This window comes from Geodermatophilus sp. URMC 65, assembly GCF_053502545.1.
The window spans coordinates 1,730,328-1,752,794 of the sequence record NZ_CP199954.1 but is presented as its reverse complement, the minus strand read 5'-3'; the positions used below and the strand labels follow the sequence as shown (position 1 = coordinate 1,752,794).

Here is a 22,467-nt window from a genome sequence, read left to right as displayed (position 1 = left end):
CTCTGCCAGGCTGCCGGGGTGCCGTCGTCCACCGAGCTGCTCCAGGCCACCTACCGCGCCCTGTCCACGCTGGTCACGGACCTGCGGCCGGAGGAGGCGTGGCAGCCGACCGGGTGCACCGGGTGGGCGGTCCTGGACCTGACGCTGCACCTGGTCGACGACGCCCGCCGGGGCCTGGTCGCACTGGCCACACCGGCGGCACCGCCCGCCACGGGCGACGCCGTCACCTACTGGCGGGCCTGGCAGCCGACCGCGGCGCAGGACGAGGACGTCGCCTGGCGCACTCGCGTCCGCGCCAGCGTGGCCGGCGGCCCGGCAGAGCTGTCCGGGGTGTACGCCGAGCTCGTGGCGGCAGTCGGTGTGGCCGCAGGCCGGTCCCGGCCCGACGACCTGGTCGGCACCCAGGGGCACGTGCTGCGCACCGACGACCTGCTGTCCACGCTGGCCGTGGAGGCTGCGGTGCACCACCTGGACCTGGTGGCCTGCCTCGACCGTCCTGGCCCGGCACCGGAGGCGCTCGCCGAGGTCCGCCGGGTGCTCGAGGGCCTGCTCGGCGGCCCGCTGCCGGCCGGGTGGGACGACGCGACGGCGGCTCGGCGCGGCACCGGCCGGGAGCCGCTGGACGACGCCGACCGCGCTGTCCTGGGGCCGTCGGCGGAGCGCTTGCCCTTGTTCGGTTGAGGGGCGCCCCCCGTTCCGCGCAGCCAGGGACACTGGAGGCGTGCCAGCCAGCGCCGCCGTCCCCATCGACACCGACGTCCTCGTGGTGGGTGCCGGTCCGGCGGGTGCGGCGGCCGCCGCCTGGGCCGCGCGGGCCGGGCACGACGTCGTCCTCGCCGACGCGGCCGTCTTCCCCCGCGACAAGCCCTGCGGCGACGGGCTGACCCCGCGGGCGATCGCCGAGCTCGACTTCCTGCGCCTGGGCGACTGGGCCCGCTCGCGGGCGCGCAACCGCGGCCTGCGTGCCGCCGGCTTCGGCCGGACGTGGGAGCTGCCCTGGCCCGGCGGCGCGTTCCCCGACCACGGCAGCGCGGTGCCGCGCACGGAGCTCGACGCCCGCATCCGCGAGGTGGCGCTGGCCGACGGCGCCGTCCCGCTGCAGGGGGCGCGCGCCGTCGACGTCGAGCGGGACGGCGACCGGGTGACCGGGGTGGTGTTCGAGCTCGCCGACGACGAGACGGTGACCGTCGGCTGCCGGCGGCTGGTCGTGGCCGACGGCGTCCGCTCGCCGCTGGGCCGGGTGCTCGGCCGCGAGTGGCACCGCGACACCGCCTACGGCGTGGCCGCCCGCGGCTACGTGCGCTCCGGCCGTGCGGACGACGAGTGGATCTCCTCGCACCTGGAGCTGCGCGGCGCCGAGGGGGAGCTGCTCTCCGGCTACGGGTGGGTGTTCCCGCTGGGCGCGGGGGCCGGGCAGGTCAACATCGGCGTCGGCACGCTGGCCACCGCCCGCCGTCCCGCCGGGGTGCAGCTCAAGGCGCTGATGGAGGTCTACGCCGACGCCCGCCGGGAGGACTGGCGGCTCGACGGGCCGGTGGAGGCGCCGGCGTCGGCGCTGCTGCCGATGGGTGGCGCGGTCTCCGGGGTGGCCGGGCGCAACTGGGCGCTGGTCGGCGACGCGGCCGGGTGCGTCAACCCGCTCAACGGCGAGGGCATCGACTACGGCCTGGAGACCGGTCGCAGCGTGGTCGACCTCTTCGCGGAGGAGGACTGGACCACCGCCTGGCCGGCGGAGCTGCGGCGGCACTACGGCGAGGCGTTCTCCATCGCCCGGCGCCTGGCCGGCCTGCTCACCGTTCCGCGCTTCCTGCCGGCCGCCGGCCCGGTCGGCATGCGCTCGCAGGCGCTGATGACCGTCGCGCTGCGGGTCATGGGCAACCTGGTCACCGACGCCGACCGCGACCTCGTCGCCCGAGCCTGGCGCACCGCCGGCCGGTTGTCGACCCGGCTCGACGATCGTGAGCCGTTCAGCTGAGCCGACCCGGCGCCGGGTCGCGCCGAGTGGGGCCCGGAGGGCTCCGCGCAGGCGGGACGAAGCGGCTCATCGGTCGGGGGGACGGCACGTGGCCGCGGTGCCGTCCGGTAGGACGGCGATGTCAGAGCACGGCACCTGGCCGCGGTGTCTGACCGGAGGTCAGATGAACGGGCTCGAGTACATCGCGAAGTAGACGGCGATGTAGTGGCAGATGGCGGCCACGACGGTCATCGCGTGGAAGACCTCGTGGTAGCCGAAGACGCCGGGCCAGGGGTTGGGCTTCTTGACCGCGTAGGCCACCCCGCCGAGCGTGTACAGCACGCCGCCGACGGCCAGCAGCACCAGCGACGTCACGCCGGCGATGTGCAGGATGTCGGTGAGGATGAAGACGGCGACCCAGCCCAGGCCGATGTAGAGGGGCACACCCACCCAGCGCGGCGCGGTCGGCCAGGTGAGCTTGAGCGAGACGCCGGCCAGCGCCCCGGCCCAGACGCCGACGAGCACCCAGTAGCCGGTGGGCTGGTCGACCGCCAGCAGCGAGAACGGCGTGTACGTGCCCGCGATGAACAGGAAGATCATCGAGTGGTCGAGCCGCTTCATGGTCTTCCAGCCGCGCGGTGACCAGCGGCGGCGGTGGTAGAGCGCGCTGGTGCCGAACAGCCCGCAGATGGTCACGCAGTAGACGGTCACCGAGACGCCGGCGCGGGCACCGAGCACGAAGCCCAACGGGACGAGCACCGCCCCGGCGACGATCGCGCCGAAGAAGGAGAACAGGTGCAGCCAGCCGCGCATCCGCGGCCGGGTGTCGGGGTGGTCCCAGTCGCTGTCGCCGAAGTCCTCGGCGGTCCAGGTCCGTTCGACCTGCTCGCCCTCCCGGAGGACGGTGGCCACCGCCGGGCCGGGAGGCGCTTCGATCCGGGCGCCGTCGGCCTCGACGCGGACGGCCTCGCCCTCGCTGTTGGGGACGCTCATGAGCCGAGGTTACGCACGCGTAGGGAGGGCGGCGACGCGGCCGGGGTGTGAGGTCCCTGGCAGTCCCGCGGACCTTCGTGCAGGTGGGGAACGGGTGCGCGCGACCTCGCGGAGTGGGCCTAGTGTGACCCACCGTGGGGATGCGGCAGTGGGCACGCGACGTCCTCACCCAGGTGTACGAACGCCGGCTGGCCCGGGCGCTCGAGGGCGCGGCGATCCCGCGGCACGTCGGGGTGATCGTCGACGGGAACCGGCGGTGGGCGCGGGCCATCGGCCTGGAGGACCCCAACGCCGGCCATCGCCGCGGCGCGGACAAGATCGCCGACTTCCTCGGCTGGTGCGACGAGGCCGGCGTCGAGGTGGTCACCCTCTTCCTGCTCTCCACCGACAACCTGTCCCGCCCCGAGCCCGAGCTGGTGCCGCTGCTGCGGATCATCGAGGGCGTCGCCGAGGACCTCGCCGCCCCCGACCGGCGCTGGCAGCTGCGCCCGGTGGGCGCCCTGGAGCTGCTGCCCGCCGAGACCGTCGCCGTCCTCAAGCAGGCCGCCGAGGACACCTGCGACCGGCCGGGCGCGACGGTCAACCTCGCCGTCGGCTACGGCGGACGGCGGGAGATCGCCGACGCCGTCCGCTCGCTGCTGGCCGAGCACGCCGAGCGGGGGACGACGCTGGACGAGCTGGTGAGCGTGCTCGACGTCGAGCACATCGCCGAGCACCTCTACACCCGCGGCCAGCCCGATCCCGACCTGGTCATCCGCACCAGCGGGGAGCAGCGCCTCTCGGGCTTCCTGCTCTGGCAGACCGCGCACTCGGAGTTCCACTTCACCGACGTCTACTGGCCCGACTTCCGCCGCGTCGACTTCCTGCGGGCGCTGCGGGCCTACGCCGCCCGCCACCGGCGCTTCGGGGGCTGAGAAACTGCTGGTCATGGCCTCTGTCCTCGACGTCCCCCTGGAGTACGTGCGGCTCGGGCTGCGCTTCGACCGGCTCGAGCCCGGCTTCGTCGACGCGTACACCGGTGACAAACGGGTCCGCGCCGCGGTGGAGGACGAGCCGGCGCCCGCCCCGCAGGGGCTGCGCGACCAGGCCCGCGGGCTGCTGGCCGAGCTGACGTCGGCCGACCTGCCGGCCGACCGCGCCGGGTTCCTCCGCGGGCAGCTCACCGGCCTGGAGTGCAGCGCCCGGAAGATGGCCGGCGAGCCGGTGCCCTTCCTCGACGAGGTGCGCAGCTACTTCCAGGTCGACCTCACCCTCGGGGACCCGGCCGCCTATGCCGCCGCGCACGCCGAGCTCGACGTCCTGCTGCCCGGCAGCGGCCCGCTGGCCGACCGCTACGCCGCCCACCGGCGCCGCGAGGAGTGCCCGCCCGAGCGGCTGGCCGAGGCGGTGCACGCCCTGTCCAGCGCGCTTCGCGACCGGGTGCGCGCCGACTACGGGCTGCCCGAGGTGGAGACGGTCCGCTACGAGGTGGTCACCGACCAGCCGTGGTCGGGCTTCAACTACTACGAGGGCGACTACCGCTCCCGCGTCGCGATCAACGCCGACCTGCCGCACCGGCTGGGCCAGCTGCCGCACCTGGTGGCCCACGAGGCCTATCCGGGGCACCACACCGAGCACTGCCGCAAGGAGCTGGGCCTGGTCGAGCGCGGCTCGCGGCTCGAGCACACCGTCTTCCTGGTCAACACCCCCGAGTGCCTCATGGCCGAGGGGCTGGCCGACCTCGGCGTGCAGGCCGCGATCGGCGACGGCTGGGGGCCCTGGGCGGCCGAGGTGCTCGGCGACCTCGGGCTGCACTTCGACGGGCACCTCGCCGAGCGGGTCTCCGCGGCGGCCGCGCCGCTGAACCGGGTGCGCCAGGACGCCGCCGTCCTGCTGCACGACCGCGGCGCCTCGACCGACGAGGTGGCCGCCTTCATCCAGCGCTGGTCGCTGGTCAGCGCTGACCGGGCCCGCCAGCAGCTGCGCTTCCTCACCCACCCGCTGTGGCGGGCCTACACCACCACCTACGTCGAGGGCTTCGACCTGCTCTCGCGGTGGCTGCACGCCCGCCCGGCCGACCAGCCGGTGGCCGACCGCTTCGTCCGCCTGCTCGACGAGCCCCTCACCCCGGCCGCGGTCGCCGGCGAGCTGCGGGCCGGCTGAGCAGGCGGGTGGGGATGACGTGGCGGGGGGTGACATGGCGCGGCACAGCCCGGAGGAGGCCCGGGACCTGGGCCTGTGGACGGCGGGCTGGCTGGCCGTGCTGCTGGTCGGCGGACTGTGGTGGCTGGGCGACCTGAGGCTCCAGTGGCCGGTCCTGCTGGTGCCGCTCGTGTGGGTGCTGGTCGCCGTCCGGCCGCGTCGTCGTTGAGGCGGCTGGTGCCGCTGGTGCCCCGAAGGGGGGACACGCCCCCTCTCCGACATGTTCCTGTCACCTCACGGGCCTAACGTCCGCGGTGGAGGGCGAGCTCACCTCGCCGTCCACGGGAGGCCCGGTTGGTGCTGACGAACTCGTCGACCAGGGGGGCCGGCACCCGGCTCCTCGGCCGGGGCCCGGCCACCTTCGAGCCGGGGCGCGTGCTGCGCCCCAACGGGAGTCGACCGTGACCACTCGCCGCCGCACGTACGTCCTCGACACCTCCGTCCTGCTCTCCGACCCCGGTGCGCTGCTGCGCATGGGCGCCCACGACGTGGTCCTCCCGCTCGTCGTGATCGGGGAGCTCGAGGACAAGCGCAACCACCCGGAGCTGGGCTGGTTCGCCCGGCAGGCGCTGCGGATGCTCGACGACCTGCGGGTCCGGCACGGCCGGCTCGACGCCCCGGTCCCCGTCGGCGAGGACGGCGGCACGCTGCACGTCGAGCTCAACCACAGCGACCCGTCGGTGCTGCCGGCCGGCTTCCGCAACGACAGCAACGACAGCCGGATCATGGTGGTGGCGCTGAACCTGCGCGCCGAGGGTCAGGACGTCTGCCTCATCACCAAGGACGTGCCGCTGCGGGTCAAGGCCGCGGCCGTCGGCCTGGACACCGACGAGTACCGGGCGCTGGACGCCGTCGACGCCGGCTGGACCGGGATGGCCGAGGTCTCCCTCGACGACGCCGAGCTGGCCGCCCTGTACGACGAGGGCGAGGTGTACGCGCCTGCCGCCGCCGAGCTCCCCGCGCACACCGGGCTGGTGCTGCTGTCCTCCCGCGGGTCGGCGCTCGGGCGGGTGGTGCCGGACAAGCACGTGCGGCTGGTGCGCGGCGACCGCGAGGCCTTCGGGCTGCACGGCCGCTCCGCGGAGCAGCGGATCGCGCTGGACCTGCTGCTCGACCCGGAGATCGGCATCGTCTCGCTCGGCGGGCGGGCCGGCACCGGCAAGTCGGCGCTGGCGCTGTGCGCGGGCCTGGAGTCGGTGATGGAGCGGCGGGCGCACGCGAAGGTCGTCGTCTTCCGGCCGCTCTACGCCGTCGGCGGGCAGGAGCTCGGGTACCTTCCGGGCAGCGAGGGCGACAAGATGTCGCCCTGGGCGCAGGCGGTCTACGACACCCTCGGCGCGCTGGTGTCCAAGGACGTGCTCGACGAGATCGCCTCGCGCGACCTCATCGAGGTGCTGCCGCTGACCCACATCCGCGGGCGGTCGCTGCACGACTCGTTCGTGATCGTCGACGAGGCGCAGTCCCTCGAGCGCGGGGTGCTGCTCACCGTGCTGTCCCGGCTGGGGTCGGGCTCGCGGGTGGTGCTCACCCACGACGTCGCCCAGCGTGACAACCTGCGGGTCGGCCGGCACGACGGCATCGCCGCGGTGGTCGAGCAGCTCAAGGGCCACCCGCTGTTCGCGCACGTGACGCTGACCCGCTCCGAGCGCTCGCCGATCGCCGCGCTGGTCACCGAGATGCTGGAGGACCTCCCGCGCTGACCCAGCTGGACGCTGGGCTTCACGTCCGACCGCACTCTCGCGCGGTTCCTCGCGCCGTCGCGTCGTCGCGCCGGTGCATCGGCGCGGCAGGGAGGCCAACCGCGCGAGAGTCAGCGGTCTCCCCGGGCGAAGGCCCGCAGGAGCCGATCGCCCACGACGCGGGGGCGGTCCAGGTCGTCCCACGTCCAGCGGGCGACCTGCCAGCGGTGGTCGCGCAGCTCGTCCTCCCGGAAGACGACCTCACCCGGCTCCTGCCCCGGCCGGAGCAGACGGCCGTACTCGGCCCGGCCGTCGAACTCGCCGACCGTGCGGTGCTCCTCCCAGCCGAAGTCGCACCGCGCCATGACGCTGCCGTCGCGGCGGCGGACCCGTACCTGCAGGTCCGGTGCGGTGAGCCCGAGCCGGTGGATGAGCACCCTGCTGCGGCTCTCGCCCACGCTCTCGCTCAAGGGGTCGGCGAAGTCGACGACGCGAGCGGCGGCACGGATCCCGGGGACCCGTCCCATGTCCGCGATGCAGCCCACCAGGTCCTCCCGGGTGGTGCCGCCCGTCCGGAGCGCCCGGTCGGCGACCACGACGGCGGACTCGAAGGGCGCCGAGCGGGCGACGTCCACCACGGTCCGGGGAAAACTGGTGGCGGTGAGGCCGTCGACCAGGGTGAGGTGCTCGTCGGGCACCCGACCGACGTGCTGGTGCAGGCGCCTGCTGCCGGAGCCGCTCGCCGGCGGGTGACGGGTGACGTGGACCCGGTCGAGGGGCACGCCCCACACGGGCAGGCCGTGCAGGACCGCGGCCGAGAGGTGGCTCACCACCGCCGGTGAGCGGAGTCCCGGGATGGTGGCCAGCACGGCGAGGCGGTGGCGCGCGACGGCATCGCTGGGCAGTTCCGCGGGCGCGTGTGCGTACGTGCCCCGCTGCAGCCGGCGCAGCTCACCGCGGCGCACCATCCGGGCGAGCTCCGCGTCGTCGAAGCCTCCGGCCAGCGCGTCGGCGCGGCGCAGCGGGAGCGGTGGGTCGGGATCCGGGACCGTCCCGCACCCAGCCTGGCGGCGACACCGGAGCCGCGGGAGCGATCCAGCGGATCTGTGGACGACGGCCGCTCCCGCACCGTTCCACCTGCGATGGCGCTGGTGCACCAGCGCGTGCGCTGCGGGAACCGCGCGAGAGTGGCCAACGGCGCGGGGGCGAGGCGCCGAGGGGTCAGGGCGCCGCGGGGTCGGCGTCCTCGTCGGCGGGGGAGGAGGGAGCCGACGGGCGGGGGGTGGCGGCCCAGCGCAGCAGCGCCACCACACCCCAGCCCGCCGCCAGGCACCACGGCAGCCGCGTGACGACGTCGTGCACGCCCAGGTCGCCGCGCAGACCCAGGGCGAGCACCGGCAGGGCCAGGAGGAAGGACACCGCCAGCACGTCACAGCGCAGCGGGCTCATGCCCCCGAGCTCTCCAGCCGCTCGCAGAGCAGCGAGGCCCAGCGGTGGGCGGTCGCCCGCGCACCGTCGAGGAGGGCCACGGGGGTGGAGGTGCGGCTGAGCACCGCGGCCGGGTCGGCGGTCAGGTCGGTGTCCTGGACCATGAGCGCGTCCACTCGGGTCAGCGCGTCCAGCCACGGGCCGACGTCCTCGGGCTTGCGGGTGGCCTCGACGACCGCCCACACCCCGACCGGCGCGAAGACCGCGACCATCTGCTCCAGCCAGGCGCCGCCACCGGCGCGCAGCGGGACGTCGACGGCGACGATCGTCAGCGCGCTCGACCGGTCGGCCTCCTGCTTGCGCTCGAGAGCCGTGTCGATGCTGGTGATCCGGTTGCTGCGCGGGGCCAGCGCGGCCAGGTCACCGCGGGAGGCCCACTGCAGCTGCTCGCCGTCCAGCCGCATCGAGGCGGCCAGGGAGCGGGCGGCGGCGAGGGTCTCCACGCCCGGGCCGACGACCAGCAGCACCTCGCCGGCACCGGAGGGCAGCGCGGGAGCGGCCGGCAGGCCGGCGGCCAGCGCGCGGGTCAGCGCGGCGTAGGCGCCGAGCCGGGCGACCCCCACGGCGAAGTCCTCGCCGAGCAGCCGCTCGGGCACGCCAAGCTCCAGCAGCCGGCAGATGAGGGCGTCCTCGGCCGCGCCGGGCCGCGGGGCGCCGGCCCCGCCCGACGTCGACCGACCGCGGACCGAGGGCACGACCATCGGCGCGGACCGACGCCAGGCGGCGGCGCGCTTGTCCACCGGCAGCCGGGTCACGGTGGCCAGGCGGGCCTCCGCGGACGGCGCCGCCACCCGGGCGACCGACTGCCCCGGGGCGCGGCCGATCGCCGGCGGCACGGGCGGGCGGCCCAGCAGCGGCGGGACGGCGCGCGCGGTGCCGGGTGCCGGCGGCGGCAGCAGCGACAGCGGCGGCAGGATCGTGGTGGCGTCGGCGGGCAGCGGCAGCGGAGCCGGGTCGCTGGCGGTCGGGGCCAGGACCTCGGCCTCCACCTCCCACTCGTCGGCCTCGGCGGTCGCCTCGACCCACACCGGGATCTCGGCGGTGTGCGCGCAGGCGTCGGCCTCGGCCCACGCGTCGTCGGCCGCGGCGGCGTCGTGCTCGGCCGGTGGGGAGCCGGCGAGCACGCCGCGCAGCAGCTGGGTCAGCGCCACGTCGGACGTGTCGTGCGCCAGGGCGGCCCGCAGCACCTCGGCGATCGCCTCCTCGCGGGAGGTGATCGGCCCGGTGCTGAAGTCCGGCTCGTGCACCCACTCGGGCACGGAGACCGGCTCGGGCTGCGGTGCCGGGGCCGGCACCGGCGGGAGGACGGCGGCCGGCTCCGGAGCAGGAGCGGGTGCGGGGGCCGGGGGGACGACGGCGGCGGCCGGTCGCGGAGCAGGGGCGGGCGTGGGAGCCGAGCCCCAGAGGATGTCGAGCCCCGCGTCCAGGTCGTCGTCCTGGTCGTCGAGGTCGACCGCCGCAGCGGGGGCGACGACGGGCGCCGGAGCCGGGGCGGGCACCGGCGCTGCAGCCGCGCGAGCGGGAGGAGCCTCCGGAGCAGCGGGAGGAGGCGCCGGAGCAGCGGGAGGAGCCGCGGGCGCCCGGGCAGCAGTGCGCGCCGGGGTGGGCGCGGCGGCGGCGACTGCCTCGTCCACGGCCTCGCGCACGTCGACGTCCCGGGCCACCATCTGCGCCAGCGCGGCGGTGAACGGCGACGGCGGCAGTGCGGCGTCGTCCACCACGGGCGCAGCCGGGGCCGGGGACGGTGCCGTCGCCGGAGGAGCAGCGGGAGCTGCAGCCGGGGCCTTGCGGAAGCCCCTCGCCGCAGCCGGACGGGCGGCGCGCGGCGCGGAGGTCCGCGAGTACAGCCCCACGGAGGGCTGGCCACCGCCGCCACCGCCGAGCAGGTCGGCGACCTCGTCGACCGGGTCGGGCAGCACCGGGTCGCGGCGCAGCGCGGCCTCGATGCGGGCCATCGACTCGGCCTTCGACGCGGGCCGGCGCTCGACGACGGGCGGCGGGGCGACCTCCTCCACCTCGGCGACGAAGCGCTCGGTGGTGAAGAAGCCCATCACCCCACCGGTGCGGATGCGGCGGATGCCGACGATCCGGACGGACGAGCCGTACTTCTCCCGCGCTGCGGCGATGGCGCCTTCGCGGGAGGCGGCCTCAACGGACGGCAACGGCACCGTTCACCACTCCCAGTGACTCGATCTGGGCCGTGCGGGAGACCTCCGTGTAGGAGATCACCGGCAGGCGGGGGAGGACCTGACGCATGAGGCGGGACAGCGCGGCCCGGACCTGGGGCGAGCACACGAGCACGGGGGACAGGCCCAGCCGCTCGGCGTCGGTCAGCAGTCCGCTGCACCCGTTGACCAGCGCGTCGACCGTGCCGGCGTCCAGGGCGAGGACCTGGCCGGCCTCGCTCTGCCGCACGGCCTCGAGCAGGCGCTGCTCGAACGCCGGGTCGAGGGTCATGACGTGCAGCCGCTCGTCGGGCGCGACATAGGGGTGGCTGATCGCCGACCCGAGCGCGGAGCGGGCGGCCTCGACCAGGCCGTCGACGTCGGTGGAGACCTTCGCCCGGACCGAGAGCGCCTCGAAGATGCGCACCAGGTCGCGGATGGAGACGTTCTCCTCGAGCAGCCCGTGCAGCACCCGCTGGATCTCGCCCAGCGTGAGCAGCGTCGGGGTGAGCTCCTCGACGACGATCGGGTGGGTCCGCTTGACCATCTCGACCAGCAGCCGCACGTCCTCCCGGCCGAGCAGGTCGGCGGCGTTCTGCCGGACGACCTCGGCCAGGTGCGTGGTGATGACCGAGGAGCGGTCGACGACGGTGGCGCCGGCCATCTCGGCCTGCCGCTGCAGCTCGACCGGCACCCACTTCGCCGGCAGCCCGAACACCGGCTCGCGGGTGGCCCGGCCGGGCAGCCCGTCGAGCATGTCGCCGATCGCCAGGACCGTGCCGGCGGGCGAGGTGCCCTTGGCCGCGGGGACGCCGTTGAGCCAGATGACGTACTGCGAGGCCGGCAGGTCGAGGTTGTCGCGGGTGCGCACCAGCGGGATGACCAGGCCGGTCTCCATGGCGACCTTCCGGCGCAGCGCCTTGACGCGGTCGAGCAGGTCGCCGCCGCGGGAGGCGTCCACCAGGTCGACCAGGTCGAAGGCCACCTCGAGCTCCAGCGGGTCGACCCGCATCTTCTCGGCGATCGCCTCGGGGGAGTCCGGGCGGGGCTCGTCGTCCACGGCGGCCTGCGGGTCGGCGTCCTCGTCGACCTCCGGGGTCTCCTGCATGCGCGAGGCCATGAGCAGGAAGAGCCCACCGATGAGGAGGAACGGCAGCTTGGGCAGGCCGGGGATCAGGCACAGCGCCAGGGCGGCACCGCCGGCGATGCGCACCGGCTGCTTGAAGCGGCCGAGCTGGGAGATCAGGTCCGAGCCCATGTCCCCGTCGGAGGCCGAGCGGGTGACGATGATGCCGGTCGCGGTGGACAGCAGCAGCGCGGGGATCTGGGAAACCAGGCCGTCGCCGACGGTGAGCAGCGAGTAGGTGGAGACGGCGTCCGCCGGGGCCATGCCCAGCTGCATGACGCCGATGGCCATCCCGCCGATGAGGTTGATCAGCGTGATGATGATGGCGGCGATGGCGTCGCCCTTGACGAACTTCGAGGCACCGTCCATCGAGCCGTAGAAGTCGGCCTCGGCGGTGACCTCGGTGCGCCGCTTGCGCGCCTGCTTCTCGTTGATCAACCCGGCGTTGAGGTCGGCGTCGATCGCCATCTGCTTGCCGGGCATCGCGTCGAGGGTGAAGCGGGCGCCGACCTCGGCGACGCGGCCGGCGCCGTTCGTGATCACGACGAACTGGATGATCGTGAGGATCACGAAGATCACCAGGCCGACGATCAGCGAGCCGCCGATCACGAAGTGCCCGAAGGCCTCGATGACCTTGCCGGCGTAGCCGTCGGTCAGCACCAGGCGCGTCGAGGAGACGTTGAGCGCGAGCCGGAACAGCGTCGCGATGAGGATCAGCGACGGGAAGACGGCGAAGTCCAGCGGCCGCCTGATCTGCATGGCGACCAGCAGGATCAGCAGCGAGGCGGTGACGTTCAGTCCCAGCAGCAGGTCCAGCACCGCGGCGGGCAGCGGCACGACCAGCATGAGGACGATGGCCACCACGCCGATGGGGACGGCGGCCTTCGTCAGCTTCTGCACGGACCCCTCATCGGCAGAGCGCCCACCCCGGGGCACCGCCGTCCGCCCCAGCCGTCACGCCCGTCCCAGCGGCCACTTCTTGCCGAGATCGCGCGATCTCGTACGAGGCAGGGCTTCGGGCGGTGCGAGATCCGGGATCTCGACAGGAGAGGGGTGCACCGTCAGCGGCGGCGCCCTGCCCGGGGGAGCCCCTCGACGTCCGGCGCGGCGAAGCCGGGCCGGTGGAAACCGCCGCGCACGCCGCGCGCCGACAGCTGCATGACGAACGCCAGCACCCGCGCGACCGCGGTGAACAGCTGCGCGGGCACCTCCTGGCCGATCTCGCAGGAGGCGTGCAGCGCGCGGGCCAGCGGGACGTCCTGCACCAGCGGCACCCGCGCCTCCGCGGCCCGCTCGCGCAGCTTCGCGGCGACCTCGTCGGCGCCCTTGGCCACCACCCGGGGGGCGCCGCGGTCGGCCTCGTACTTCAGCGCGACCGCGACGTGGGTGGGGTTGACCAGCAGGACGTCGGCGGCGGCGACCTCGGCCATCATCCGGTTGCGCGACATCGCCATCTGGGTGGCCCGGCGCTGCGCCTTCACGTGCGGGTCGCCCTCGGAGTTCTTGTGCTCCTGCTGGATCTCGTACTTCGTCATCTTCAGCTGCTTCATCGTCTGCCGGCGGACGACGACGTAGTCGGCGACCGCGATCACCAGGCCGGTGACCGCGACCACCCGGATCATCAGGACCGCGGAGTCGGTGAAGGTGGCGGTGACCGCCGACAGCGGCAGTGCCCCGGACGCCGACACCAGCGCCTGGGCCTTGTCACTGGTGACCACGACGACGGTGCCCAGCGCCGCGGTCTTGATGACCGCCTTGGTCGCCTCCCACAGGCCGTGCCCACCGAACATCCGCTTGATCCCCGGCAGGGGGTTGAGCTTCTTCAGCGTCGGCTTCACCGGCTTGCTGCTCACGGTGACCCCGCCCTGGGCGGCCGAGGCGGCGACGCCGACCACCATCAGGGCCACCGCCATCGGCAGCGCCACGGTGACGAAGGTCTCCAGGGCCTGGCCGAGCAGAGCCGTGACCTTCTCGACCTCCGGGTCGTCGACCACCACGCCGACCTGCACGAACATCCGGCCGACCTCGTCGAAGGCGTTGCCCACCAGCATCGGCAGCAGGAAGCTGGCCGCCGCGGCGCCGGCCCACGTCCCCAGCTCCTGGGTCCGCGGGATCTGACCGTCCTTGCGCGCCTTCTTGAGGCGCTGCGGAGTGGGGTCCTCTGTCCGTTCCCCACCCGGTCCGTCCTTGGCCACGGCTCACCTCCTCCCGGGACCGGTGGGACCGGCGCTCTCGCTCGCCGGGGACGGCGCCGCCCGCTGTCCGCGCCGCATCACCCGCTCCGGAGGGAGACCATCGCCCGGGCCGCGTGCTCGAGCAGCGCGTCCAGGGCCGGGGGCAGCAACGGGAAGGTCAGGCCCAGCAGGGCCATCGTCAGCAGGATCTTCACCGGGAAGCCGAAGGAGAAGATGTTCAGCGCGGGCGCGGCGCGCGACAGCAGCGCGAGTGCGACGTCGGCGAGCAGCAGCACCGCCACCATCGGCCCGGCGATCTGCAGCGCGGCCAGGAACATCAGCGACAGCGCGGTGATGAGCACCTGGGCCAGCTGCTCGGTGGGCACCGACCCGCCGACCGGCATCCCCTCGTAGGAGGTGGCGAAGCCGCGCACGATCAGCAGGTGGCCGCCGCTGGTGAACAGCAGCGTCGTCGCCAGCAGGTAGTGCAGCCGGCCGACCGAGGAGCTGGTCGTCATCGACAGCGGGTCGTAGGCCGGCTGCAGCGAGAAGCCGCCGGTGAGGTCGATGAGGTCGCCGGCGTACTGGACGGCGGCGAACAGCACGTGGACGACGAAGCCCAGCGCCGCGCCGATGGCGACCTCGGTGATGGCGCCGACCACGAGGAAACCGGTGGTCGGCTCGGGCAGCCCCGGCGCGATGCGGGTCATCAGCGCGACCGACAGGGCCAGCGCCAGCGCTCCCTTCACCGGGGCCGGGATGCTCTTGGAGTTGAACGGCGGGGACAGCAGCACGAAGCCGGTGGCGCGCGCGGTGCCGAGCAGCAGCGCGGCCAGGGTGCCCGCCGGGACCTCGAGGTCCACGGCCGCTACGTCCGGTCGAGCAGGCGGGGCAGCGAGTCGAACAGGGACTGGGTGAAGCTGACCAGCTCGGAGAGCACCCAGTTGCCCGTGACCAGCAGCGCGATCGCGACCGCGATGACCTTCGGCACGAAGGACAGGGTCGGTTCCTGGATCTGCGTCGCCGCCTGGAACAGCGAGATGAGGAAGCCCACCAGCAGGGCGGTCAGCAGCACGGGGGCGGCGACCTTGGCGGCGACCAGCATCGTCTGGACGGCGATCTCGGTGACGTCCGCGTCGCTCACGACAGCTCCTCGCTGGCGATCGTCGTGGCCGTTCGCGGCGCTGCTGTGCTCATCGATGAGCTCGCGAGCTCGCTCATCCGTAGCTCCCCACCAGCGCCGTCGTGATCAGCGCCCAGCCGTCGACCACCACGAAGAGCAGCAGCTTGAACGGCAGGGAGACGATCACCGGCGGCACCATCATCATGCCCATCGACATGAGCGCGGCGCTGACCAGCATGTCCAGCACCAGGAACGGGATGAAGACGACCAGGCCGATGATGAACGCGCTCTTGAGCTCGGAGAGCACGAACGCCGGCACCAGCGTCGTCATGCTCACTGCCGCGGCGTCGGCTGGCGCCTCCTCGCCGGAGAGCCCGACCATCAGCGACAGCTCGTCCTCGCGGGTGTTGTCCAGCAGGAAGTCCCGCAACGGGACGACGCCGACGTCGTAGGCCTGCGTCATGGTCACGGCGCCGCTCAGGTACGGCTGGACGGCGGTCTCGTTGATCTCGGAGAACACCGGGCCCATGACGAACAGCGTCAGGAACAGCGCGATGCCGGTGAGCACCGTGTTCGGCGGCGACATCTGCATCCCCAGCGCGTTCCGGGTCAGCGACAGCACCACGATGATCTTGGTGAACGACGTGGCCAGCAGCAGCACCGCCGGCGCCACCGAGAGCACGGTGATCGCGAGGATCAGCGTGATCGAGGTGCTGGGGTTGCCGCCGCCGATCGAGATGTCCACGCCGCCGTCGACGGTGGGGACCACGGGGGCGGTCGGCGCCGTCGGCTCGACCGGCGCGGTGGGGGCGGCGGACGCCGGGCCGGCCAGCAGCGCGAGCACGACGCCGAGCAGCGCCGCGAGCAGCAGGACCAGCCCCACGCGCCGGGCGACCGGGACGCCCCGGACGGGAGCGGGGGAGGAGGTCATCAGCGGCGGACCGTCCGCTCCCGCAGCTGGGAGACGATCGACGTCCACCCGTTGCGGTCGAACACCGAGCCGGCGAGGGCGCCGGGGGTGCCGGCCACGGCCGGCTGCGCGGAGGCCGGCCGCCGCTCGGCGATGGCCTCCTCGATGACGTCGCCGTCCACCTCGGCGAGCAGGGTGACCTGCTCCTCGGTGGAGCCGACGACCAGCACGCGGTCGGCGATGCGGACGACGCTGACGCTGCTGGCCCGGCCCATGCGCTGCCGGGCGACGACCTCGATGAGGCCGTTGCCCTGGCCCAGGCCGCGCTTCTGCGCGAACCGCGCGGCGAACCAGAGGACGGCGGCGATGAAGGCCAGCGAGAGCACCAGCCGGATGACCATCCACGTCACGGCTGGTGCCCCCCGATCTCGGAGGCGGCGGCGTCGGTGATGATCTCGCTGATCCGCAGGCCGAAGTCCTCGTCGACGACGACCACCTCGCCGCGGGCGATCAGCGTGCCGTTGACCAGCAGGTCCGCCGGGGCGCTGGCGGCGCGGTCGAGCTCGACCACCTCGCCGGGGTGCAGCGAGAGCAGCTCGCCGACGGTCATCCGGGTGCGGCCGATCTCGACGGTGACCTCCATGGCCACGTGCCGCAGCAGGTCCAGGCTCCCGCGCTGGGTGCGCGCCTGGGGCAGCGTCACCTGCAGCGCGAACACCGCCTCGACCGTGCCGCCGGCGCCCATCAGCGGGACGGCGACGAACATGCCCTTGTCCCGCAGCCCGTCCATCGCGGTGTCCGGGTCCTCGGTGCGCTCGGCGTCGACGCGCACCCGGCCCAGCGTGGCCGCCGCGGCCTCGAGGGCCGGGCGCAGCGCGGTGGCGACGTCCATCGGACCGACGGGGGAGTTGGCGAGGGCGTCGACGACCTCGGCGGAGAGGACGAGGACGACGTCCCCGCTGACCTCCCCGGAGAGCCGTGCGGCGACCGCGGCGGCGGCCGTCGCCGGCGCGAGGACGGCGTCGGGGTCGCTGACCGGCGCGTCGGGGACGAGCTCGGTCGCAGCCGGCACCAGCGCGGCCGCGGCCCGGGCGGCGGAGGCCACGACGGCGATCACGGTCTCGGATGCCTGCGAGTGGTCCACGGTGGCGGTCATGCGGTGTCCTTCTGGGCTGGGTGCTGGGAGGTGGCCGGGGTCGGGACGATGGCGGCGGCCAGCCGGCGGCGGTGGTTGCTGGCGATCGCGTAGGCGAAGGTCACGTCGTTGGTGGTGACCTCGAGCGGGGCGTCCTGCGGGTGGCGCAGCAGCAGCACGTCACCGACCGCGAGGGAGAGCAGGTCCTCGGAGGAGACCTCGAGCGGGGCGAACCGCACGCCGACGTCCACCGGTACGTGGGTGAGCCGCTCGTTGAGGGCCTCGAAGGCGCGCCGCCGCTTGGCCTGGGCCGACTCCGACAGCTGCGGGGAGGCGGCGTTGTTCAGCGGCACCTGGAAGGAGGAGAACGGCAGCACCAGCGTGGCCTCGCCGGTGCGGCTGCCGATCCCGATGGTGAACGAGGCCACCATGACGGTGTCCGAGCCGGACGCGGCCTGGGCCAGCTGCGGGTTGTACTCGACCTCGCTGAGCTCGGGCTGCAGCTCGACGATGTGCGCGAAAGCCCCGCCGAACTCCTGCAGCAGCCGGGTGAGCAGGTGGTTGGTGATCGCCGTCTCCATGACCGTCATCGGCCGGTCCGGCTGGTCGGCGGCACCCGAGCCGCCGAGCATGTGGTCGACGGCGGCCATCGCGATGTCGAGCGGGTAGGCGAGCACGCCCTTGCCGGCCAGCGGCTCGATCGTGAAGGTCGCGATGAAGCACGGGTCGGGCAGCGAGGCGACGTAGTCGTCGTAGGAGTGCTGCTCGATGCCGAGCAGCTCCAGTCGCGCGCCGGCCCGCAGCATCGTGGTGAGGACCGTCGTCGTCTGCCGGGCGAACGCCTCCTGGGCGATCTGCAGCACCCGCACGTGCTCGCGGGAGAGCTTGGTGGGGCGGCGGAAGTCGTAGGTGCGGGGTTCGCCGCGGCGGCTGCGCCCGGTGGGGGCGGTTCCGTTCTCGGGGCGGGTCACGCCAGGTTCATCGGCGGGGGACGAGTCCGCCCTGACCGGCGGCGCGAGGCGTTGCCGGTCAGGGCGGACGGGTGTGACGGGTGGTGCGAGCGGGGCTTCCCGAGGGGCGCCCCGGTGGTCACTGGGTGACGTACTCCGTGAGGTAGACGTGCATGACCATCGGGACGCCGTCCTCGGTGTAGGCCTCGATGATCTTGTGCTCCAGGGCCTCCTTGAGCGCGTCGCGTGCGCCCACGACGTCGGCGGGCTGGGCCTGCGAGTAGGTCGCGATCAGCAGGTCGAGGGCCTTGGACCCGTCGACGCCGCCGCCACCGTGGCCACCGGCGGCGGCGGCCGCGGTGTACTCCAGGGTGATGCCGATCTTGAGGTAGCCGCCGCCGGCGAGGTTCACCGCGACCGGCTCCAGCGCGGTGTAGCCGCCGTGCTCGGGCTCCGCGGCCGCCTCGGCCTCGCCGCTGCCGGCGAACAGGAAGAAGTACGCGGCGCCGGCGATCGCGAGCACCGCGACCAGGCCGATGATCAGCAGCTTCTTCTTGCCGCCGCCGTTGGCCTCGTCGTCCTCGGGGGTCTCGTCCTTCTTGCTCTTCTTGTCAGCCATGGGTGTCCTCCTGGGGGGTGCCGGCGTCAGTGGTCCCGGCGTCGAGACCGGGGAGCAGTTCCTTGGCCTCGGCCGAGGCGTCGGACAGGACCACCACGTCGACGCGGCGGTTCACGGAGATGGAGTTCGGGTCCGTCGGCGGGATGAGGGGCCGGGTGTCGGAGTAGCCGTTGGCGACCATCCGGGCGCCCGGGACGCCGTCGGTCGTCAGGTACCGGACGACGGTGGTCGCGCGGTAGGCCGACAGCTCCCAGTTCGACGGCCACGGCCCGCCCGGGGTGACCGGCAGGTGGTTGGCGTGGCCCTCGACGCCGAGTGAGTTGGGCAGGTCACGCAGGGTGGGGGCGAGCGCGTCGAGCAGCTGCCGGCCCTCGGGCCGCAGCACCGCCTGCTCGGCGTCGAACAGGACCTGGTCGGCCACGATGTGCACGACCAGCCCCCGCTCGTCGATCTCGAAGCGGGCCGCACCGGCGTGGCCGGCGGCGGCCAGCGCGGCCTCGATCCGCTCCCGCACCTCGGACAGGTCCTGGTACTCGGCCTGCGCCTCGGCCGCGACCTGCTGGGCCTCGGCGAGCGCGGCCTGTGCCGCGGCGGCGTCGACCTCCGCCTGCTGGACGGTCTGGTCGGGGGCGATGGCCGAGGCGATGTCGATGGCACCGGGCAGGCCGTCGAGCACCGAGCCCTCCGGCGTGGGGCCGGGCTGCACGGTCACGGGGCCGCCGAAGCTCGCGGACAGGCCCTTGGCCAGGGCGGCGAACTTGGTCTTGTCCACCTGGCTCATCGCGAAGAGGACCACGAAGAGCACGAGGAGCAGCGTCATCATGTCCGCGTAGGACACCAGCCACCGCTCGTGGTTCTCGTGCTCCTCCTCCTCGTGCTTCTTGCCGCGCCGGCGGCCGCCGTGGCCGCCGGAACTCACGCGGCCTCCTTGGCCAGCTCACTCGGCGGGATGAGGGAGTTCAGCTTGAGCCGGACGGCGCGCGGGCTGGTGCCGGCCTGGATCTCGGTGATGCCCTCGACGAGCAGCTCCATCTGCGCGGCCTGCAGCTCGCTGACCCGCAGGATCTTGGCGCCCATCGGCAGGAACCAGAAGTTGGCGGCCATGACGCCCCACAGCGTTGCGACGAACGCCGCGGCGATCATGGGACCCAGCGACTCGGGGTTGCTGAGGTTCCCCATCACGTTCATCAGGCCGACGATGCAGCCCACGATGCCGATGGTCGGCGCGTAGCCGCCCATCGTCGTCATGAACTTGGCGGCGACCTTGTCCTCGGCCTTCTTGGCGGCGATCTCGCTCTCCAGGACGGCGCGCAGCTCCTCCGGGTCGGTGCCGTCGATGCCCATCTGCAGGCCGCGCTTGAGGAACGGGTCCTCGATGGCCTTGACCTGCGCCTCGAGGGCGAGCAGGCCCTCCTTGCGGGCCTTCTCCGCGAGGCTGACCAGCGTCTGGATCTGCTCGGTGGCCGGCGGCACCTTGGCCGGCGTGAGGGCCAGCTTGAACCAGCCGGGCATCTTCTTGAGGTCGTCCATCGTCTGGCCGGACATCGCCGCGCCGAAGGTGGCGACGATGACCAGGACGATGGCCGGGAGGAACAGCAGCGACATCGGGTCGGCGCCCTCCATGATCATGAAGATGAGCAGGGCGGCGAGCGAGATGACGAACCCGATCAGGGTGGCGGGGTCCACGGGGCTCAGCGCTCCTCGCGGGCCGGGAAGGGGACGACGGCGGCGCTCGCGTCGGCCGCCTCCGCACGGGACGGCGAGCGGTAGGTGCCGCGGTCCATCTCGTAGGCGGTGGCCAGGATGCTGGCGCGGTACTCGCGGATCTCCACGAGGACCTCCTCCACGCTCTCCGAGACGACGTACTTGGTGCCGTCGACGAGGAACACGACGGTGTCGGGGTGGCCCTCGACCCGTTCGACGAGGTCGGGGTTGAGCGCGAACCGCTCTCCGTTCAGGCGCGTCACACGGATCACGGGAGGTCCTCTTGCTCGATCGGGGAGGGGGAGACGGCGACCGCTCGCGCAGGCTGCCGGTCTGCAGTTGTCTTCGGCCCGGCGCGGGCGCCCCTTGAGCCGAACAGGGCGCCTCACCCCCGCGGGTGAGGCGGGTGACCTGCGGTGATCCCGGGAGGCACGGACGACGGCGGCCCGGCCCCTCGCGGAGGAGGGACCGGGCCGCATGGGCGCCCTGGCGGACGGCCCTCCTGCAGGGGCCCGCCGCGAGCCTGCGAGCGGTGGGGGCAGGAGGGTCCTCGATCAGCGCTTCAGGTTGACGAGGTCCTGCAGCACCTCGTCGGAGCTGGTGATGACGCGGCTGTTCGCCTGGAACCCGCGCTGGGCGACGATCAGGCCGGTGAACTCCTCGGCCAGGTCGACGTTGGACATCTCCAGCGCGCCGGCGACGAGGGAGCCCCGCCCGCCGGTGCCTGCCTCGCCGATGGCCGGCTGCCCGGAGTTGTCACCGACCCGGAAGGAGCTGTTGCCGGCTTTCGCCAGGCCGCCGGGGTTGGCGAACGTGGCCAGGGCCAGCTTGCCGATCGGCTCCTTCAGGTTGTTGGAGTAGACGCCCATGATCGTGCCGTCGCCGCTGAGCGAGATGGACTGCAGGGTGCCCATCGCGTTGCCGTCGACGTCACCCGGCACGGGCGCGGAGGCCCCGCCGAACTGGCGCATCGCCGTGAGGTCGATCGTGATCGGCCCGGGCCAGGTACCGGTCGACGGGGTGAAGGTGACGGTCCCGCCCGCCGTGGGCTGGCCCTCGTTGCCGGGGGCCGTGCTGAAGGTCAGCCCGGTGGTCTGGGTGGCGCCGTTGCCGTCGCGGGTGAGGACGTCCCACTGGTTGGCGCCGGTCTTGGTGAACGTGACGTTGATCTGCTGCGCGGTCCCCAGGGCGTCGTACACCGTGAACTGGGTCTGGACCGCCGAGCCGGCACCGACGGCCGCGCCGCTGGACAGGTTGCCCACCACCTGCCCGTTCTGGGTCCGCGTCGGCTGCATGACCTCACCGAAGGGAACGGCCAGGGTGCCGATCGGCCGGTTGGTGTCGACGACGCCGTCGGTCGCCATCCAGCCCTGCAGCAGCGCGCCGTCCGGGGTCACGAGGTTGCCGAACGTGTCGTAGTTGAACGACCCGGCGCGGGTGTAGAGCTGCTCGTTGCCGGCCTGGGTGACGAAGAAGCCGTCGCCGCTGATCATGAAGTCGGTCGAGCGACCGGTGTTCTGGGCCGAGCCCTGCTCGAAGTTCGTGGTGATGCCGGCGACCTTCACGCCGAGGCCGACCTGCGCCGGGTTGGTGCCACCGGCCTGCGCCGTGGGCGCCGAGCCGTTGCGCATGACCTGGGACAGCGTGTCCTCGAAGACGGTCTGGGAGGCCTTGTAGCCGACGGTGTTGACGTTGGCGATGTTGTTGCCGGTGACGTCGAGCTTGGTCTGGTGGGCGCGCAGACCGGAGATCGCGGAGTTCATGGAACGCAGCACGGGGATGCTCCTCGGGTGGGGTGGGTGGCCGGGGTCCGGCCTGGGGGAGGGGTCGGGGGCGCGTCAGCGCGTGCTGGGCAGCGAGACCTCGGTGAGCCGGCCCATCGGGACGTCGACGCCGTCGACGACCGCGCTGGGCTCATCGCCGGTGATCTTCACCGAGCCGACGGTTCCGGTCTTGGTGGCGCCGTCCTCGCCGGTGTAGCTCACCGTGTGGCCGACGAGGGCGCCGGCGGAGAGCGAGCGCTGCAGCGCCACGAGGGAGGCGTTCTGCGCGGCGATCTCCTCGAGCTTCTCCACCTGGGTGAACGTCGCGGTCTGCGACATGAACTCGGTGGTGCTCGCCGGGCTGTTCGGGTCCTGGTAGCGCATCTGGGCGACCAGCAGCTGCAGGAACACGTCCTTGCCCATCTGGTCGGTGCGGGTCACCGTGCTGGTGGCCGGGGTGGTGGCGGCGCCGCCCACCCCGGCAACGGGACTGGTCATCGGTC

24 protein-coding genes are annotated in these 22,467 nt (G+C 73.7%); 6 read left to right on the top strand and 18 right to left on the bottom strand.

The window, feature by feature from the left end; genetic code table 11:
- The first annotated feature begins 18 nt into the window (after window positions 1-18).
- Both ACWIX7_RS08510 and ACWIX7_RS08505 read left to right on the top strand, forming a co-directional pair.
- Complete coding sequence (locus ACWIX7_RS08510; protein ID WP_448621109.1) at window positions 19-681, top strand: maleylpyruvate isomerase N-terminal domain-containing protein; 663 nt, start codon at window positions 19-21, stop codon at window positions 679-681.
- A 40-nt stretch (window positions 682-721) separates the two neighbouring features.
- A complete protein-coding gene (locus tag ACWIX7_RS08505) occupies window positions 722-1,975 on the top strand; it encodes a geranylgeranyl reductase family protein (RefSeq protein ID WP_448621108.1) in 1,254 nt (417 codons plus the stop codon).
- 159 nt (window positions 1,976-2,134) lie between these two features.
- Here the strand turns inward: ACWIX7_RS08505 and trhA are convergent, their stop codons facing one another.
- The gene (gene trhA / locus ACWIX7_RS08500; protein ID WP_448621107.1) at window positions 2,135-2,947 is read right to left on the bottom strand and encodes a PAQR family membrane homeostasis protein TrhA; all 813 of its coding nucleotides are present in this window, start codon (window positions 2,945-2,947) and stop codon (window positions 2,135-2,137) included.
- Window positions 2,948-3,087: 140 nt separating this feature from the next.
- Here trhA and ACWIX7_RS08495 point away from each other — a divergent pair, with 140 nt between their 5' ends.
- From ACWIX7_RS08495 to ACWIX7_RS08480, 4 genes are all read left to right on the top strand, one after another.
- On the top strand, window positions 3,088-3,861 hold the full coding sequence (locus ACWIX7_RS08495; RefSeq protein WP_448621106.1) for an isoprenyl transferase: 774 nt from the start codon (window positions 3,088-3,090) through the stop codon (window positions 3,859-3,861).
- Between the two features lie 13 nt (window positions 3,862-3,874).
- Window positions 3,875-5,089, top strand: a complete 1,215-nt coding sequence (locus ACWIX7_RS08490; protein WP_448621105.1) for a DUF885 domain-containing protein — start codon at window positions 3,875-3,877, stop codon at window positions 5,087-5,089.
- A 19-nt stretch (window positions 5,090-5,108) separates the two neighbouring features.
- Window positions 5,109-5,297 carry a hypothetical protein gene (locus ACWIX7_RS08485; protein WP_448621104.1) on the top strand — a complete coding sequence of 63 codons (189 nt, stop codon included), beginning with the start codon at window positions 5,109-5,111 and terminating at the stop codon, window positions 5,295-5,297.
- Window positions 5,298-5,529: 232 nt separating this feature from the next.
- Window positions 5,530-6,828 (top strand): PhoH family protein, encoded by a 1,299-nt coding sequence (locus ACWIX7_RS08480; protein WP_448621103.1) that lies wholly within the window; start codon window positions 5,530-5,532, stop codon window positions 6,826-6,828.
- Between the two features lie 110 nt (window positions 6,829-6,938).
- Here the strand turns inward: ACWIX7_RS08480 and ACWIX7_RS08475 are convergent, their stop codons facing one another.
- The 17 genes from ACWIX7_RS08475 to ACWIX7_RS08395 form a co-directional block, all read right to left on the bottom strand.
- The gene (locus ACWIX7_RS08475) at window positions 6,939-7,964 is read right to left on the bottom strand and encodes a type IV toxin-antitoxin system AbiEi family antitoxin domain-containing protein (RefSeq protein WP_448621102.1); all 1,026 of its coding nucleotides are present in this window, start codon (window positions 7,962-7,964) and stop codon (window positions 6,939-6,941) included.
- 64 nt (window positions 7,965-8,028) lie between these two features.
- Complete coding sequence (locus tag ACWIX7_RS08470; protein WP_448621101.1) at window positions 8,029-8,256, bottom strand: hypothetical protein; 228 nt, start codon at window positions 8,254-8,256, stop codon at window positions 8,029-8,031.
- A complete protein-coding gene (locus ACWIX7_RS08465; protein WP_448621100.1) occupies window positions 8,253-10,463 on the bottom strand; it encodes a hypothetical protein in 2,211 nt (736 codons plus the stop codon). Before ACWIX7_RS08465 ends, ACWIX7_RS08470 begins: the two co-directional genes overlap by 4 nt.
- Window positions 10,444-12,486 (bottom strand): flagellar biosynthesis protein FlhA, encoded by a 2,043-nt coding sequence (gene flhA, locus ACWIX7_RS08460; protein ID WP_448621099.1) that lies wholly within the window; start codon window positions 12,484-12,486, stop codon window positions 10,444-10,446. Before flhA ends, ACWIX7_RS08465 begins: the two co-directional genes overlap by 20 nt.
- 161 nt (window positions 12,487-12,647) lie before the next feature.
- Window positions 12,648-13,781: an EscU/YscU/HrcU family type III secretion system export apparatus switch protein gene (locus tag ACWIX7_RS08455; RefSeq protein ID WP_448621098.1), complete on the bottom strand. Its 1,134-nt coding sequence runs from the start codon at window positions 13,779-13,781 to the stop codon at window positions 12,648-12,650.
- Between the two features lie 77 nt (window positions 13,782-13,858).
- Window positions 13,859-14,623 (bottom strand): flagellar biosynthetic protein FliR, encoded by a 765-nt coding sequence (fliR, locus tag ACWIX7_RS08450; RefSeq protein ID WP_448621097.1) that lies wholly within the window; start codon window positions 14,621-14,623, stop codon window positions 13,859-13,861.
- A gap of 5 nt (window positions 14,624-14,628) precedes the next feature.
- Entirely contained in the window at window positions 14,629-14,904 is a 276-nt protein-coding gene (gene fliQ / locus ACWIX7_RS08445; RefSeq protein ID WP_091223336.1) for a flagellar biosynthesis protein FliQ, read from the bottom strand.
- 73 nt (window positions 14,905-14,977) lie between these two features.
- Entirely contained in the window at window positions 14,978-15,814 is an 837-nt protein-coding gene (gene fliP / locus ACWIX7_RS08440; protein ID WP_448621096.1) for a flagellar type III secretion system pore protein FliP, read from the bottom strand.
- The gene (gene fliO / locus ACWIX7_RS08435) at window positions 15,814-16,194 is read right to left on the bottom strand and encodes a flagellar biosynthetic protein FliO (protein WP_448622142.1); all 381 of its coding nucleotides are present in this window, start codon (window positions 16,192-16,194) and stop codon (window positions 15,814-15,816) included. Before fliO ends, fliP begins: the two co-directional genes overlap by 1 nt.
- Before the next feature lie 5 nt (window positions 16,195-16,199).
- Window positions 16,200-16,949 carry a flagellar motor switch protein FliN gene (gene fliN / locus ACWIX7_RS08430; protein ID WP_448621095.1) on the bottom strand — a complete coding sequence of 250 codons (750 nt, stop codon included), beginning with the start codon at window positions 16,947-16,949 and terminating at the stop codon, window positions 16,200-16,202.
- A complete protein-coding gene (locus tag ACWIX7_RS08425; protein WP_448621094.1) occupies window positions 16,946-17,899 on the bottom strand; it encodes a flagellar motor switch protein FliM in 954 nt (317 codons plus the stop codon). Before ACWIX7_RS08425 ends, fliN begins: the two co-directional genes overlap by 4 nt.
- Window positions 17,900-18,017: 118 nt before the next feature.
- The gene (locus ACWIX7_RS08420; RefSeq protein ID WP_448621093.1) at window positions 18,018-18,497 is read right to left on the bottom strand and encodes a flagellar basal body-associated FliL family protein; all 480 of its coding nucleotides are present in this window, start codon (window positions 18,495-18,497) and stop codon (window positions 18,018-18,020) included.
- Complete coding sequence (locus tag ACWIX7_RS08415) at window positions 18,490-19,416, bottom strand: flagellar motor protein MotB (protein ID WP_448621092.1); 927 nt, start codon at window positions 19,414-19,416, stop codon at window positions 18,490-18,492. Before ACWIX7_RS08415 ends, ACWIX7_RS08420 begins: the two co-directional genes overlap by 8 nt.
- Window positions 19,413-20,183, bottom strand: a complete 771-nt coding sequence (locus ACWIX7_RS08410; RefSeq protein ID WP_448621091.1) for a motility protein A — start codon at window positions 20,181-20,183, stop codon at window positions 19,413-19,415. Before ACWIX7_RS08410 ends, ACWIX7_RS08415 begins: the two co-directional genes overlap by 4 nt.
- Before the next feature lie 5 nt (window positions 20,184-20,188).
- Window positions 20,189-20,464, bottom strand: coding sequence for a flagellar FlbD family protein (locus ACWIX7_RS08405; protein ID WP_448621090.1), 276 nt, complete (start codon window positions 20,462-20,464; stop codon window positions 20,189-20,191).
- 291 nt (window positions 20,465-20,755) lie between these two features.
- Complete coding sequence (locus ACWIX7_RS08400) at window positions 20,756-21,976, bottom strand: flagellar hook protein FlgE (RefSeq protein WP_448621089.1); 1,221 nt, start codon at window positions 21,974-21,976, stop codon at window positions 20,756-20,758.
- A gap of 63 nt (window positions 21,977-22,039) precedes the next feature.
- Window positions 22,040-22,462, bottom strand: coding sequence for a flagellar hook capping FlgD N-terminal domain-containing protein (locus tag ACWIX7_RS08395; RefSeq protein WP_448621088.1), 423 nt, complete (start codon window positions 22,460-22,462; stop codon window positions 22,040-22,042).
- Window positions 22,463-22,467 lie beyond the last annotated feature (5 nt).